This is a genomic window from Enterococcus sp. 2G9_DIV0600 (assembly GCF_002140615.1).
GTDB lineage: Bacteria > Bacillota > Bacilli > Lactobacillales > Enterococcaceae > Enterococcus_D > Enterococcus_D innesii.
Genome location: NZ_NGLL01000001.1, coordinates 1,305,584 through 1,319,631, shown reverse-complemented (window position 1 = coordinate 1,319,631; position 14,048 = coordinate 1,305,584). Strand labels below are relative to the sequence as shown.

13 protein-coding genes and 1 pseudogene are annotated in these 14,048 nt (G+C 43.8%); 7 read left to right on the top strand and 7 right to left on the bottom strand.

Annotation, left to right across the window (positions count from 1 at the left end; genetic code table 11):
- The first annotated feature begins 442 nt into the window (after positions 1-442).
- Positions 443-1,894: a helix-turn-helix domain-containing protein gene (locus tag A5870_RS06270; protein WP_086292146.1), complete on the top strand. Its 1,452-nt coding sequence runs from the start codon at positions 443-445 to the stop codon at positions 1,892-1,894.
- A 16-nt stretch (positions 1,895-1,910) separates the two neighbouring features.
- Here A5870_RS06270 and A5870_RS06265 read toward each other — a convergent pair whose 3' ends face one another.
- Positions 1,911-4,475, bottom strand: coding sequence for an HAD-IC family P-type ATPase (locus tag A5870_RS06265; protein WP_086292145.1), 2,565 nt, complete (start codon positions 4,473-4,475; stop codon positions 1,911-1,913).
- 268 nt (positions 4,476-4,743) lie between these two features.
- Here A5870_RS06265 and A5870_RS06260 point away from each other — a divergent pair, with 268 nt between their 5' ends.
- Positions 4,744-5,082 (top strand): RidA family protein, encoded by a 339-nt coding sequence (locus A5870_RS06260; RefSeq protein ID WP_086292144.1) that lies wholly within the window; start codon positions 4,744-4,746, stop codon positions 5,080-5,082.
- Positions 5,083-5,171: 89 nt separating this feature from the next.
- On the opposite strand, the gene A5870_RS06255 is transcribed toward A5870_RS06260, so the two are convergent.
- Positions 5,172-6,323, bottom strand: coding sequence for a glycerate kinase family protein (locus tag A5870_RS06255; protein ID WP_086292143.1), 1,152 nt, complete (start codon positions 6,321-6,323; stop codon positions 5,172-5,174).
- A 155-nt stretch (positions 6,324-6,478) separates the two neighbouring features.
- Between A5870_RS06255 and A5870_RS17785 the strand changes: the two are divergent.
- The 4 genes and pseudogenes from A5870_RS17785 to A5870_RS06235 all read left to right on the top strand — a co-directional run bounded on the left by A5870_RS17785 (position 6,479) and on the right by A5870_RS06235 (position 9,558).
- A pseudogene (locus tag A5870_RS17785) lies at positions 6,479-7,669 on the top strand (helix-turn-helix domain-containing protein).
- Positions 7,662-7,889, top strand: coding sequence for a PLD nuclease N-terminal domain-containing protein (locus A5870_RS06245; RefSeq protein WP_010747962.1), 228 nt, complete (start codon positions 7,662-7,664; stop codon positions 7,887-7,889). The pseudogene A5870_RS17785 and the gene A5870_RS06245 overlap by 8 nt, the downstream one beginning before the upstream one ends.
- Positions 7,886-8,797 (top strand): ABC transporter ATP-binding protein, encoded by a 912-nt coding sequence (locus tag A5870_RS06240; protein ID WP_016610334.1) that lies wholly within the window; start codon positions 7,886-7,888, stop codon positions 8,795-8,797. Before A5870_RS06245 ends, A5870_RS06240 begins: the two co-directional genes overlap by 4 nt.
- Entirely contained in the window at positions 8,794-9,558 is a 765-nt protein-coding gene (locus tag A5870_RS06235; RefSeq protein ID WP_086292142.1) for an ABC transporter permease subunit, read from the top strand. The genes A5870_RS06240 and A5870_RS06235 overlap by 4 nt, the downstream gene beginning before the upstream one ends.
- A gap of 102 nt (positions 9,559-9,660) precedes the next feature.
- Here the strand turns inward: A5870_RS06235 and A5870_RS06230 are convergent, their stop codons facing one another.
- The 4 genes from A5870_RS06230 to A5870_RS06215 all read right to left on the bottom strand — a co-directional run bounded on the left by A5870_RS06230 (position 9,661) and on the right by A5870_RS06215 (position 12,546).
- A complete protein-coding gene (locus tag A5870_RS06230; protein WP_016610336.1) occupies positions 9,661-10,284 on the bottom strand; it encodes a YitT family protein in 624 nt (207 codons plus the stop codon).
- A gap of 164 nt (positions 10,285-10,448) precedes the next feature.
- Complete coding sequence (locus A5870_RS06225) at positions 10,449-11,009, bottom strand: NAD(P)H-binding protein (protein WP_015509475.1); 561 nt, start codon at positions 11,007-11,009, stop codon at positions 10,449-10,451.
- Positions 11,010-11,069: 60 nt separating this feature from the next.
- The gene (locus A5870_RS06220; RefSeq protein WP_086292141.1) at positions 11,070-11,477 is read right to left on the bottom strand and encodes a MerR family transcriptional regulator; all 408 of its coding nucleotides are present in this window, start codon (positions 11,475-11,477) and stop codon (positions 11,070-11,072) included.
- 88 nt (positions 11,478-11,565) lie between these two features.
- Positions 11,566-12,546: an aldo/keto reductase gene (locus A5870_RS06215; RefSeq protein WP_086292140.1), complete on the bottom strand. Its 981-nt coding sequence runs from the start codon at positions 12,544-12,546 to the stop codon at positions 11,566-11,568.
- 209 nt (positions 12,547-12,755) lie between these two features.
- Between A5870_RS06215 and A5870_RS06210 the strand changes: the two genes are divergently transcribed.
- A complete protein-coding gene (locus A5870_RS06210) occupies positions 12,756-13,121 on the top strand; it encodes an HIT family protein (protein ID WP_086292139.1) in 366 nt (121 codons plus the stop codon).
- A gap of 65 nt (positions 13,122-13,186) precedes the next feature.
- Here A5870_RS06210 and A5870_RS06205 read toward each other — a convergent pair whose 3' ends face one another.
- Positions 13,187-14,035, bottom strand: a complete 849-nt coding sequence (locus A5870_RS06205; RefSeq protein WP_086292138.1) for a PRD domain-containing protein — start codon at positions 14,033-14,035, stop codon at positions 13,187-13,189.
- Between the last annotated feature and the right edge of the window lie 13 nt (positions 14,036-14,048).

Sequence of the window (14,048 nt, the reverse complement as noted above, 5' to 3'; positions counted from 1 at the left end):
ATGAGTTGTTTGGAATTTACTTACTCACTTATTCAATCCAATGAGAAAAAAATTTCTTTATCCAGGGAAGAACAAGTAGAAATTGAGTGGATCATTGACTCTGCTCTCCATCGAAAACTCTATGCTTCACGCAAAAAAAGTTTGTTTTCTTCTAAGATAAAATTATCGAAAGAAAGTTATTCTTTATATTTACGAATGAAGAAATACGAGCATATGATCGATCTTTAACAGTTGAGACACATGAAAAAATAGCGCTCACTCTTTGCAGACCGTTACTACACCTGATCCCCATTTTTTGATAAATAACCTCTTCCGATGAATTGTAAATAGCAAAACTTGGCTTTTTCGTATAAAATCAATAAGAACACGAACGAGCTGTTTTACGCCAAAGCAGTCAATGGGATGCTTTTGACCTTCAAGAATCGGAAAGGAAGTTTTTGTCATGGATGGGATGATGAAAAAAATCATTACGGAGAAAGATTTGTTGCGCCAGATCTTGCTCTTGGAACAGTTGGCCAATCACAAAATGATCACTGCCAAACATTTGGCAGAACTAATCAATACGACGGAACGAACGGTTTTTTCTGATATAACCTATATTCGTCAACAATTACCTGATGGTTGGCAGATCGAAGCTGCCAGTAGTGGCTTTGCTTTGACCCATGATGGCCCATTGCTGATGAGTCAGCTATGGGAAACGTTTTTTCCTCAATCAATCGGAGTTTCTTTAATGAAAGCATTGCTTTTTTCTAGCGAACTCCGTACCCAAGAGATTCTTAGCCAAACAGGGACTTCCTATGAAACCCTGCGGCGGCATATCTCAAAATTAAACAAAAGTCTGACGGATTTTTCTTTGCGGATTCGCATCACAAATCGCGTGATTCGTTTTGAAGGAAGTGAGATCAATATTCGCGTCTTCTTCCATCGTCTTTTACTGCCTTATACCCATAACAATTACTTTTTTGAGGAATATACGATTCATGAGTCCCACTATTATCATTTCTTGGATCGCTTGGCAAAAGCCAAGCTGCAAATTGATGTGGAACAAATCTTCGGCACCTGCTGGTTTTTTATCAATTCAATCCGTATCAAAGCCAACTGCCGCATTGATTCCTTCGAATTTAATGAAGATGATCCCCTTTATGGCCTTTTCCAGCAGCCATTAAGTCAGCTCTATCAAAAAGAAGGTGTTTATTTAGAGCGCAGCGAACACTTCTTTAGCTTCTATTGCTTTTTAGAAAGTTGGAACTACAATAATGAATGGTCCGAAACAATTCAAACAACCCTTGAAACGTATCAAGCCATTTATAAAAAAACAACCTATTTTGTCGAAAAATTAGCCCGCTTGCTGCAGCTACCTCTCGCTAGTGGGACGCAACTGATTGAGAATCTGTTGCTGCTCTTGATCAAAACGCAAGAGTCTGCCAAACTCTCAGAATGGTTTGGGTTAGAATTTCACGAGATCCAGCGCCTGAATCAGCCCTATTCGCTACCGATCGAAGCAACGATCCATGACTTTTTAGAGGAGCAGACAAGCAGCCAAAGGGAGACGAGTTTCCCTTTGTGGTCTACCACCACCTTGTTGATTCAACAAGCAATTTTACAAATCAACCCTATCCGAGCAAAGGGATACTTTGTCTTTCAAGGGGAGCCGGCATGGAAAGCTTACCTTTTACAAGAATTGAATGACTTTCTCGGAGCTCGTATCCTTTTATCAGCCATCGAACCTGGTCAACTAGAAGGATTCGCGGCAATCGACGTTGATTTTGTCTTATCAAATTTTCCATTAGATGATGCTCCTGTCCCGGTCTTTTATTTATCGATGGTACCGACCAAAAATGAGCTCAATCAAGTGACTGAGCTCATTCAAACCTATTATTTAAGTTATCACTAGAATCATCAAGCTGCCTTTATTGTTTCACTGGGGCAGCTTTTTGACGTCCTTGCAACTTATTTGTAATAAATTTCTCACCTTCGACGACTGTGAAAAGAAGTGCCCCGTTGGCTGCAATACTCAACTGCTGCATCAACGTCAAAGAACCGATCCCTAAAAGCTGGTGTCCGATAGGTGTTAGGAAAATCGCTGCCTGCAATACGATCAGTAGTGCCAGGGAGACTAAGAGTGCTTTATTGGCAAAGAGGTGGCGATTCAACGCCGGCTTTACCAGCTCACGACAGTTCAACAAGTAGACCGCTTGAGCGAAGACGATACTTTGCAGTAGCATGCTTTGCTGAAGGACCGTTCCTTCAAACTGAATCGCTAAGACGTAGGAAGGAATCATGATTAACAACGAGACGTAGAAGATACGGAACAGACTGTACCAAGATAAGATGCCTTCTTTGATTGGCCGTGGTGGTCGATTCATAACATCCGCACTCGCCTTTTCAAAACCTAGTGCGTATGAAAGCGTGATGGTTGTCACCATATTTACCCATAAAATTTGTACAGGTGTCAGTGGCAGTGGTCGGTTCAACAAGAGAGCCGCAATAACGATCAATCCTTGTGCAACGGCCGTTGGTAAGAAGAAGTTGATGGTTTTCTTCAAATTATCGTAGATCCGACGACCCACGCGGACGGCATTGGCGATCGTATGAAAATTATCGTCTGCCAAAACCATATCGGCTGCTTGCTTGGTTACTTCACTGCCTTTGATTCCCATAGCGATCCCAATGTCGGCTTTTTTCAGCGCTGGTGCATCGTTTACACCATCGCCGGTCATTCCGACAATCTCTTCATTCGCCTGCAAAGCACTAACGATCCGTAATTTATGCTCTGGGGTCGTTCGAGCAAAGATATCTGTCTTTTGGACTGCTTGCTGCAATTCTTCCTCCGACAATAGGTCGATTTCTAGCCCTTCCAACACGTGATTCGTGTGCTTCAAGCCAATTTGCTTGCCGATGGCTTGAGCGGTCTTGCCATGGTCTCCTGTGATCATTTTGACTTGGATGCCCGCTTGCAAGCACTCTTTTACTGCTTTGATGGCACTGTCTTTCGGAGGATCAATGATGCCAGCGATCCCAACAAAGGTTAATTTCGTTAGTGCTTCGTGGGACAAGGACTCCTGTGCCGACAGCGTCAGATGCGCAAAGCCAATCAGCCGCTGCCCTTTCGCTGCTAATTTTGCACTTTCATCTAACCACCATTGCTTTTGATCTGAAGTCAGTTGGCTTTTCTCAAGCAATACTTCGGGCGCACCTTTGACAAAAATTACCGAGGCATTCGGCTCTTCTTGATTTTGATGACAGGTTGCCATGTACTTGTAAGAGGAACTAAAAGGAATCTTATCGACTGTTTTACGCAATGGTTGCTGCGCTGATTCTGCGTATTGCAACAAGGCTTTTTCGGTTGGGTTACCAACGAGATCCGCAGCCTTTTGTTCTTCGTCCTGCTTCAAATCTTGACAATTCGCCATGATATCAAGCACCATTTCTTTATCCACGTTCGACTTAACCAAGACATCGACAACCGTCATTTCATTTTTGGTCAAGGTTCCTGTTTTATCTGAACAAATCACCGTCATGGCACCTAGTGTCTCCACTGAGGGCATCGTTTTGATGATTGCTTGCTCCTCAGACATTTCCTTGACACCCATCGATAAAATCATGGTCAGCACGGCTGGCAAGCCCTCAGGAATCATTGCTACAACTAATGCAATACCTGATGAGAACAAGAGATCAAGATCAAAGCCGTAGCGGAAGGTAGTAAAGAAGATCAAGAAAATCACTAATCCGATAATGCCTTTAAAGATTTGGTGATTCAATTGCTTCATTTTTTTGATCAACGGGGTTTCTTGCGCTTTTACAGACTGAATTGCTTGATTGATCTGGCCGATTTGTGTATCGTTGCCTGTTTCAACGACGATCCCGCTGGCAGTTCCGCTTTCTACATGGGTACCAGAAAACGCCATGTTCCGCTGGTCGCCAATCGTACTTTCTTGAGTAATAGGCTCGGTCATTTTTTGAACAGACTCAGATTCGCCGGTTAAAATCGACTCCTCAATCACCAGATCATGGGTTTCGATCAAGCGCATATCTGCTGGTACGACATCTCCTGGTCCTAAAACGACTAAATCTCCATTTACTAAGGAAGAAACAGCAATTTTCTTCTTGCGGCCATGAACATAAATCGTTGCTTCTTGCCCCATGAATTGCTTCAACCCATCCAGTGACTCTTGGGCTTTACGCTCTTGCCAGTAGCCGACTAATCCATTAATGACGACGACCGCCATAATAATGCCGCTTTCGATATAATCACCAGAAACCCCTTTTAAGACGGCTGCGACGATCAAGACCAACATCAGTAAGTCGGTAAAATGCTTGCCGACTTTCTTCCATGTAGGGATCTGCGCTGCCTCAGTAATTTTATTTTCACCTTGCTTTGCTAAACGCTGGTTGCGTTCTTCGGAGGAAAGGCCCTGCCGTGTTGTTTGCAACGTGTGTAATAGTTCTTCTGTTGTGTTTTTGTACCAATTCATATTTTTTTCCTCCTTGTTTATTTATTTGATCTGAACATAGTATAAAACATTAAAACCATAAAATTCTGGCGATAATTTCAGCGGAGCCTGAAAAAAATGAGTGCTTTTATTAAAGGGGAAGAGCGGCTTGGTCGCGTGGCTTCACACAACCAACTGAAAACCTCCGTTGATTGTTTTTGCAGGTGAAATCAAGTAAACTAGGACCCACCCAATCAATTTCTATCTGTCCCATCATCCAAAGGCAAGATAGACGAAAGGAGCCAAATAAATGGCAATCTATACCGATACAAAAATCGCGCAAGGACCTTTTCTTTTCATTTCTGGTCAAACGCCGTCACAAGACGGAGCCACACCTGAGGACCCGCAAGAGCAAACAGCCATCGTTTTGAAGAAAATCGAAGAGCATTTATCAGCCAATCAGCTGTCTTGGTCATCAGTGGTCAAAATGACCGTCTTTTTAACAGATGCTGCCTACTTAGCTGCTGTCCGTACGGCGTTTAAAACTATTTTGGTAGAAAACAAACCAGCCATGAGTCTCGTGATCGTTGCCGGCTTGGTTGCCCCTGACTTTAAAGTAGAGATTGAAGCACAAGCTACCTTGGCTTAAGCACAGAGAAAAACACCAAAAAAACTTCGTACAAAAGGCAGTAGCCAATACGAAGTTTTTTTGGTGTTATCTTCTTATTCAGTCCTATTTTAAGTGTCTGATTCAGTCTTTTTTTGCCACTGCTCCACAAAACCAGCGATGGCTTGAGCAGCCTGTTGAGCATTCACTAAGGTTCGCTTTTTCTCCATCGCTTCTGTCAACGAAATCGGACCTTGCTGGATACAAAAGACGGCAGATAGTAGTTGCGGTAGTTTTCCTAGATCGTCGCTTCGGGAGCCGCAGATGGCAACAACGGGGACCTGATGTTTGTGGGCGAGCAACGCGACGCCATAGGGTACTTTTCCCCCAGCGGTTTGCCCATCGATGCGTCCTTCACCCGTGATCAACAAATCTGCTCCTTTGATTTTTTCCTCAAACCCAACCAATGAAGCGATCGTCGCAAATCCTGGAACCAATTGACCACCTGCCAAACGAACAGCACCACCAAGCCCACCTGCCGCACCAGCACCAGGGACTTCCAGATCGATCCCCGTGGTCCGCTTGATGTGCTCAGCCAAGTGCTTTGCCTGCTGATCCAACTGCTGGATCGTTTCTTGGGATGCCCCTTTTTGCGGACCAAAAACCTGCGCAAATCCCTGATTGCCAAAATAGGGATTCGTTACATCGGCCAATGCAAACAGGTCAATTTGTGCAAGCAGAGGGTTCAACTGGCTGAGCGCCAGAGATTCTGCTTGCAGCAAAGGATTGTTTTCCATCCGCTCGTTTCTTTGAATGGTTGCTCCTAGCGCAAGTAAAAAGCCTACACCCCCATCAGAAGTGCCGCTACCGCCAAGGGTCAGGTAAATTTTTTTCACACCTTGCCTGCAAGCTGCTAAGACCATTTGGCCTAAACCAAAAGAAGAGCTATTGCGGGTGGTCTCGTCACTAGGTTCCACGAGTTGCAACCCAATCACTTCTGCAGATTCAATCAGGGCAATTTTTTCTTCCTTGATTTTGGTGACCAACATACGGGCTTGCAACTTACCGCCTAATGGAGCGGTAACTGAAACCGTTTCGTAATTGCCTCCCAGCGCAGCAATGACTGCTGCCATTGACCCTTCTCCCCCATCAGCGATTGGGATACTGCGTGTTTCCCACTGGTCTGAAAACCCGCTTAAGACCGCTTCATTTAGTTCTGCGGAAGTGGCACTTCCTTTGAAGGAATCGATCGCTGCTACAACTTTCAATTTTCTACCTCTCATTTACGATCATCTCTTTCCCAAAGATTGGAATACTTCGCCTTATAATCAACTTGTAGTTAATTAAATCAACCAAAAATTAACTAGCAATCCATTGTAAGTCATCTCTTATCCTCTTATGATAGAAGTATACCAAACAAACCTATCGGAGGTGCACTATGGACTTACCAATTGGCGAGGAAATCGCTCGGAGAAGAAAACAACGAGGTATTACCCAGCAAGAATTAGCAGTGTTTATGAATGTATCCAAAGCATCCGTTTCGAAATGGGAAACGGGACAGTCTTATCCAGATATCACCTCGCTGCCCTTATTAGCAGCGTATTTTGATTGCAGCGTCGATGAATTATTGATTTTGGACTCGCAGCTATCTCCTAAAGAGATCCAGCGAATCTATCAATTACTAAAAGACGCCTTTCAAACAAAAACACCAAGCGAAGTCCTCGCGCTGGCACAAAGTTTTACCAAACGGTATTACTCTTGTTACCCGTTCTTGTTACAGATGGGCTCCTTTTACTTAAATCATTGGGATCTTTTGCCAGATGTCCCTGTAGCAGATAGCACAGAAGGGCACCCCTCTGAAGAAGCCTTGATGGAAGCGAAGAAAACTACCTATTTGAAAGAAGCAGAAATCCTTTATCAACGGATCATTGCGCATGGTGACAATGCGTTGGCACAACAAGCGCAACAAATCGAAGCCTATTGTCTGCTGATGAGAAACAAGCCCGATTAGGTCTTGGCGATCCTTGGCACGAAAACGCTCTCTTTCTTACCTAGCGAACCGTTGATTGCCGCCGCATTTCAGCAAAAAAATCAGTTGCAGCAAGCTGAGATTGTGACGCAAAGTGCGATTTATCAATACTTGATTCTTTTTATGAGCTTACTGACAAATTATTTGGCAATGCTCACACAAGACGAGGAGCAACTGGAAAAAACCTTTGCACGTGGGCTGGCACTCAGCGAGAGCTTCCAACTGGCCCAGCTGCATCCCCTTTCTTTACTGAACTTTTTATCTGCTGGAATGGTTTCTTTTGCCGCTTTAGGAAAAGAAAGCTTATTGCTACAAGCATTAACGCTGTATGTGAAAACATTAGCAGACACGCCTGAGGAAATCGTTTTGAAAGGAGACGATTATTTCAATAGCATCGATGAGTGGATCAGCGAATTAGAATTAGGTAGTCAGATCCCGCGGAACTCAGACAATGTCAAAAAACAATTTCTCGAAATCGCGCAGTTCACACCATTATTTGAACCTTATCTGAAGCAACCACTATTTGAAGAATTATTTCAGCAGCTGCAAAAACTGTCCGAACAAGAAAATGAGCCACAAAGGAGGGCTTCACATGAATAGTGTTTCACTAAATATACCAGAAAATATGTCTGATTATTTGCCCGTACTGATCCCCTTGATTGTTTTGCAATTGGTCCTGATCATCTTGGCGGTTCGCGATATTTTAAAACAAGAACAGTTTAAATTCGGCTCCCGTATTCTTTGGCTTTTCATCGCCTGTTTTGTTAGCCTGATCGGTCCTATCCTTTATTTTGCTTTCGGAAAAGAGGACCAACAATGAAGATGATCGAGATCAACCATTTATCCAAGCGTTTTGGGCGCAAACAAGTACTGCAAGACCTAACCTTTTCGGTTCCAAAGGGCAGCGTTGTGGGGTTTGTCGGGGAAAATGGTGCTGGCAAAACAACGACCATGAAGGCGATTTTAGGATTGCTCCCCATTGATGAAGGCGAAATCACCGTTTGCGGCGAAGTGGTGCAATTCGGCTCAGCCAAGACCAATCGCTGGATCGGCTATTTACCAGATGTACCGCAGTTTTACTCGTTTATGACAGCTGTAGAATATTTGACTTTTTGCGGAAAGATCCAGCCCAATCAAGAACCTTTTCAGCCTCAGCGGGTGATGGAAGTTTTAGCGTTGGTAGGCCTGGAAGCTTCGAAACAAAAAATCGCTGGCTTTTCTCGCGGCATGAAGCAGCGTCTTGGATTAGCTCAAGCATTGATCAACCGACCAGCTATCTTGATTTGTGATGAGCCGACCTCTGCACTCGATCCTTTAGGTCGCAAGGCCTTTCTTGATGTATTGGCTAAAATCAAAGAAGAAACGACAGTTCTTTTTTCATCCCATATTCTCGCAGATGTCGAGCAACTGTCAGATTACATTGCGATTTTGCACAAAGGTCAGATCCAGGCGTTTGAAACGATGGATTCCTTAAAAAAACGTTATCGAAAAACCGCCTTTGGGATTGTCTTTACCAACGAAGGTGACCATTCGAAATTTGCCAATCTGTTAGCATCCCACGGCATTGCGGCAGAAAGAAAGAACAATCAATTACTGATCGACGAAACTGCCGACACGAATGTTGGAAAGCAGTTGCTGCGATTGCTCAATGAACAACAGATAGTACCTGAATCCTTTCAACGGATCGAACCGACTTTAGAGGCGATTTATTTGGAGGTGATCAAATGAAGGTGTTTCTTGTTTTCTTAAAGAAAGAATTTCTCGGCGGTCTTCGCAGCAAAAAACTACTGATTTGCTTGATCCTGTTTGCTCTGATTGGTATGCTTTCTCCCTTTACTGCCAAAATTATGCCAGATCTGATGGCCAGTATGATGCCGGAATCGATTGAAATCACGATTGCTGATCCGACATCGATCGATGCGTGGCTGCAGTTTTACAGCAACATCGGCACGATTGGTCTGCTTGTATTTGTGGTTCTTTTTACCGATACGCTCTCTGCCGAAATAGCCCAAGGGACCTTTATTCAGCTGATTACGAAAGGATTACCGAAAACGACGATCGTCTGTGCCAAAGCTGGCTATTTAACGATTCTGTGGTCTTTGAGCTACCTCCTAAGTGCCAGTGTCAGTGCTTTTTATACCTTGATCTATTTCGATGATTCTAGCGCTGTTCAAGTCCCTAGCGCATTGTTCAGCTATTGGCTTTTTGGTTTACTAGCAATCAGCATCCTGCTGCTAGGTTCCAGCTTTGCCAAAAGCATCTATCAAGGGCTGTTGTTTATAGGCGTCTGTTATCTGATGGGCATGTTAGGCAACCTATGGAGTCAAGTAACAAACTGGAATCCTTATTCCCTTTCCAGCCAATTTCCTAACTACTTAACCGACCAAATCAAACTAGGGGAACTGCTGCCAGCGCTGCTGCTGAGTTGCTTATTGATCATCAGCTGCCTAGCCGGAGCTATTGCTGTTTTGAGAAAAAGAAACTATTAAAAAACCATCGGTGCAAATGTTGGACTGACCTCCTGTAGGTAGACGTTTCGTCTAACTCTTGGGGGTCACTACCTGTTGCACCGATGGTTTGCTTCTGCTAGTTTATTCTAGTTCTGCTGTTTCTTGAACGTTCACTGCTTTTTTTGCCTGTGTTTTTTGCTCGATCCGCATAAAGAAGCGCATGAAAAAGGCAATCAAATAGATAGAGAAAGCGGAAATGAGGGCTTCTTGCCAAGAAAAAATCAGGAGATTCAACAAGATGATGATCAGATTGGTTAAGAAGACACCACTAGATTTTCGAATGCCATAGTATTTTTCCAAAATCAGCGGCGGAATCGTGACCCCACCATTGGAAGCACCGATTTTGTAAAGTGAAAAAATACCGAAGCTAAAGAAGAAACTACCTAAAATCAAGGAAACGGAATAAAAACGCAAGAGCATGATCTCTGGTAAAAGCGCCAGAAGAACGGGAAATGCCAGACTGCCGATAACCGTATTGACAAAGACCTCTCGCTTTAAAAGCAAAAATGCCAACGCCAGCATCAATAAATTAATCCCCCAGACAACGATATGACGATTGATCGACCAGCCGGTTTCGATCAGATAGCCGATCGACCCGACACCAGCAGAAGCAATACTGTGAGGCAAAAGGAAAAAGTTTAATGCGATGCAGATCCACAGCACCCCAAGCAATAAAGCAAGATTTTTTTTTATAAGTGATTCCATCAACGTTCTCCTTTCAATCTGGCAACTAATTTTATGGATAAAAGCTTCTGTCTATTCTATCAAAAAAAGCTCAAAAGAAAGAACCATTTTTTTCATGAAAACATGAAAAAAATGATTCTGAACTTCAAGAAAGCATGTTGGTTTTCATCACAAATGCACAGGCTTTAGGCTGTATAGCAGTGATACATCGCAAGCATTTCTTCTGCGACTGCTTCTTGCCATCCCCCTGGCTGTAACATGCATTCTTCCATTGATGGCAAATGAACAAAGCGAACAGCCAACTCTGAGCCTACAATCAATTGGTAGGACATCAAGCGATTTTTTTGCTGCAAGAGCAGCTGATGCTTTTCAGGGGCAAGAAAAGGCGCTGTTAAGTCTGCCAATTGCTTCAATGCCGCCGATGTACAAAGTCTTTTTTCGGGTGCGACACTGATCAATTGGTTGACCTGTGCTAATTTCATTGCCTCGATCACCCGCAGCGTTGCCCGAGGATCATGGATATCCGTCAAAAAAACCGACTGGCAGCCTTGCAATGCCCGAACGAGTCGTCCTAAATCGAGAAAGTCACCATCAATGATCGTCTCACGCGCAGCATCGATCTCATGCAAACGCTCCGTTGCACGGCGGGCATAGAGTACGAGTGGTCGATTGGTTCTTTCCAAAAGTTTTTGCCGTGATCGCTGACCGATCGTGCCAGCAGCACCTAAAATCGCAAGTCGTTTCATAAGCTCCCTTTCATTTTTGAAAAATTCAAACCTCGTTCTTTGAGTAGAAAAAATGGCTTGTCATAAAGTCTGGTTGACGAGATTGGCTTTGCGTTGACGCAGTCGTTCTTCAGTCGGCAGAACATGCTCGTCGTAATGTTCCAATTTGTATTCTAAACGTTCAACAGCTTCCGTCATATCTGAGATTTTCTCCCGCAAAACAGCAATTTGTTCGGCTAACAGCTGCTTGCGCTCAGGAACCGTCCCTCGACCTTCTTCAAATAAAGCCAGGTAATGACTCAGCCCATCAATCGATAGTCCAGCGTTGCGCATTTGTCTGGCAAAGATGATCCATTGTAAATCATCTTCATCGAATTCACGAACACCATTTTTGTTGCGTTTGACTGCCGGGATCAGCCCAATTTTTTCATAGTAACGGATGGTATCAGCGGAAGCACCGCTCAATTCACTAACTTTTTTGATATTCATGACTTCACTCCCTTTGTTTCGCGTTTTTTCTTCCTCATTCGCGGTGTATTCTCTCTTTAATCAAGGAACCACTTTTGACTGTGTCTGATTATTCCGCTCCTACCACTGCATGAGGCAAGTATGGCTCTTCCAAATACGCAATCTCTTCGGCAGTCAGCTTTAGATCAAGGGCAGGTAATGCATCTAATAAATGGCTTTCTTTTGTTGCGCCGATAATTGGTGCGACCACTTGTTCTTTTTGTAATAACCATGCCAAGGCGATTTGCGCCCGTTTGCTTTGGTGTTTGTCAGCGATCTGTGCGACCCGCGCCACGATCTCTCGGTCTTGTTCCATCGTTTTGTCGTACTTTTGATTGGCGGTTTTATCCGTTACGTACCGTTTAGTCTCTGCACCCCAATCTCTTGTTAACCGTCCAGCAGCCAATGGGCTATATGGCGTCACGGCAATTTTTTGATCGGCACACAAGGGCATCATTTCCCGCTCTTCTTCTCGATAAAGCAAGTTCAAGTGATTTTGCATCGAAACAAATTTGGTCCAGCCATTTTTTTCGGCGACTGCTTGTGCTTTGGCAAATTGCCAAGCGTACATCGCAGATGCGCCGATATAGCGTACTTTTCCAGAAACTACCAAATCATGTAATGCCTTCATGGTTTCTTCAATTGGCGTGTGGTAATCCCAACGATGGATGATATACAAATCAATGTAGTCCATTTGCAGGCGTTTTAAGCTTTGTTCGACTTGATAAAAAATCGCTTTTCGAGACAAGCCTCCACTGTTTGGTCGCTGTTTCATTTTAGAATATAGTTTTGTGGCAACCACGATCTCATCCCGGGGCGCAAAATCATTCAATGCTCGACCGACGATTTCTTCGCTCGCTCCATAAGAATAGACATTTGCCGTATCAAAAAAGTTGATGCCCAGATCCAAGGCTTTTTTGATGACTTCACGACTGTCGTCTTCTTCTAACACCCACTCATGAAACCCGCTGTTGGGATCGCCAAATCCCATTGTCCCTAAACACAAAGGTGACACATCAAGTCCTGTATTGCCAAATTTTACATAGTCCATTTGTACGTCCTCCTGTTTTTTTAAGTTACACTAAGCATACAGGTTGAAGTGCACTCTAAGTCAAGCGAATCTATAAACTTTTTTTATTTTACTGTCAATTGACTCAAAAGGACATGCTTTTTGTCGTGCGCTTCATTTCAAATCAGCTTTTGGTACACTAAAGATAAGTATTGATACGCTATCAAGCCCAGAAAAAGGAGCGAAAGATTTTGACTTGTATTTTTTGTACTGCCTCAAAACATGCGATCATTGAAAACGAACGCTTTTATGCGATCGCTGATAAGTACCCCGTCACCCCTGGACACTTGCTATTGATCCCCAAAGCGCATCGCAGGGATTATTTTGCTCTCACCCAAGAGGAATTACAAGACTTGCAGGCTTTGTTGCAGGAAGGCAAAGCTTATTTATTGGAAACCTATCGACCAGACGGCTTCAACATCGGCTTCAATTGCGGGGAGGCTGCTGGACAGACGATCTTTCATTGCCATTGTCATTTGATCCCACGCTACCAAGGCGACGTGGAGCAGCCAAACGGCGGCGTTCGAGGCGTGATTCCTAACAAGCAAGCCTACTGAACACAAACAAGCCGTTTCTCCAGCAAAGGGAAACGGCTTGTTTATGTTTGTTAAAATGAGGACGCTTAGGAATTGATCGCTGAATGATTCATCAATCGATTGATATGAACGCCTAGATAGACGATTTCATTGACAGGGATCTTCGTTTGGTATTCTTTGTCGATATAGGCTTTGACTTTTGTCGCGATCTCCATAGCATTTGGATAAAGAGCCCACATTTGACGGTATAGTCCTTCATCATCTTCTTGCAGCAGACCATCCAAAAAGAACCGGTCAACGAAGAAACGCACGTGGGTAATAAAGCGATTGTAATGGATCGAATTGGTGTTGACGTCTTGCTGGATCGAGTAGCGTACCATATTGACGATCAACCCGATCAATTTGGCTTTTTTCAGCCCATCTTGATTTTCCTCGGTGTTCGACTGGGCATTGATCAAATGAAACGCGATATTGGAGGCTTCTTCTTCCGGCAGATCAATTTGATACTGCTCTTTCAACAAGCGTAGTGCCTGTTCGGCGGCTCGAAATTCCTCCGTATAGTAATTCTTGATTTCCCAATAGAGCCGATTCGTCACACTCAAGCCTTTTTGCTGACGTTCTACAGCAAAGTGCAAGTGATCCGATAAGGTGAGGTAAATCGTTGAATTTAGCGGATAAGGCAGCATTTTTTGCGCTAGCTGAATGATTTCTTTGGTCATTTCAAAATAGTACAACGGAATCTCATCCACCAAATCGGCAAACTGACCCGATTTTTTTTCATCGATTGGCAGAAAAACTTGATCGATCTGAGTATCAGCTATGCTGTCGCCGACTTTTTTTCCATAGCCGATCCCTTTCCCAAGTGCAATCATTTCTTGGCCTTCCTTATCAACAAGTACGACACTTGAATTTAAGACTTTCTTGATGTAAATCATGCACTCTCGCTCC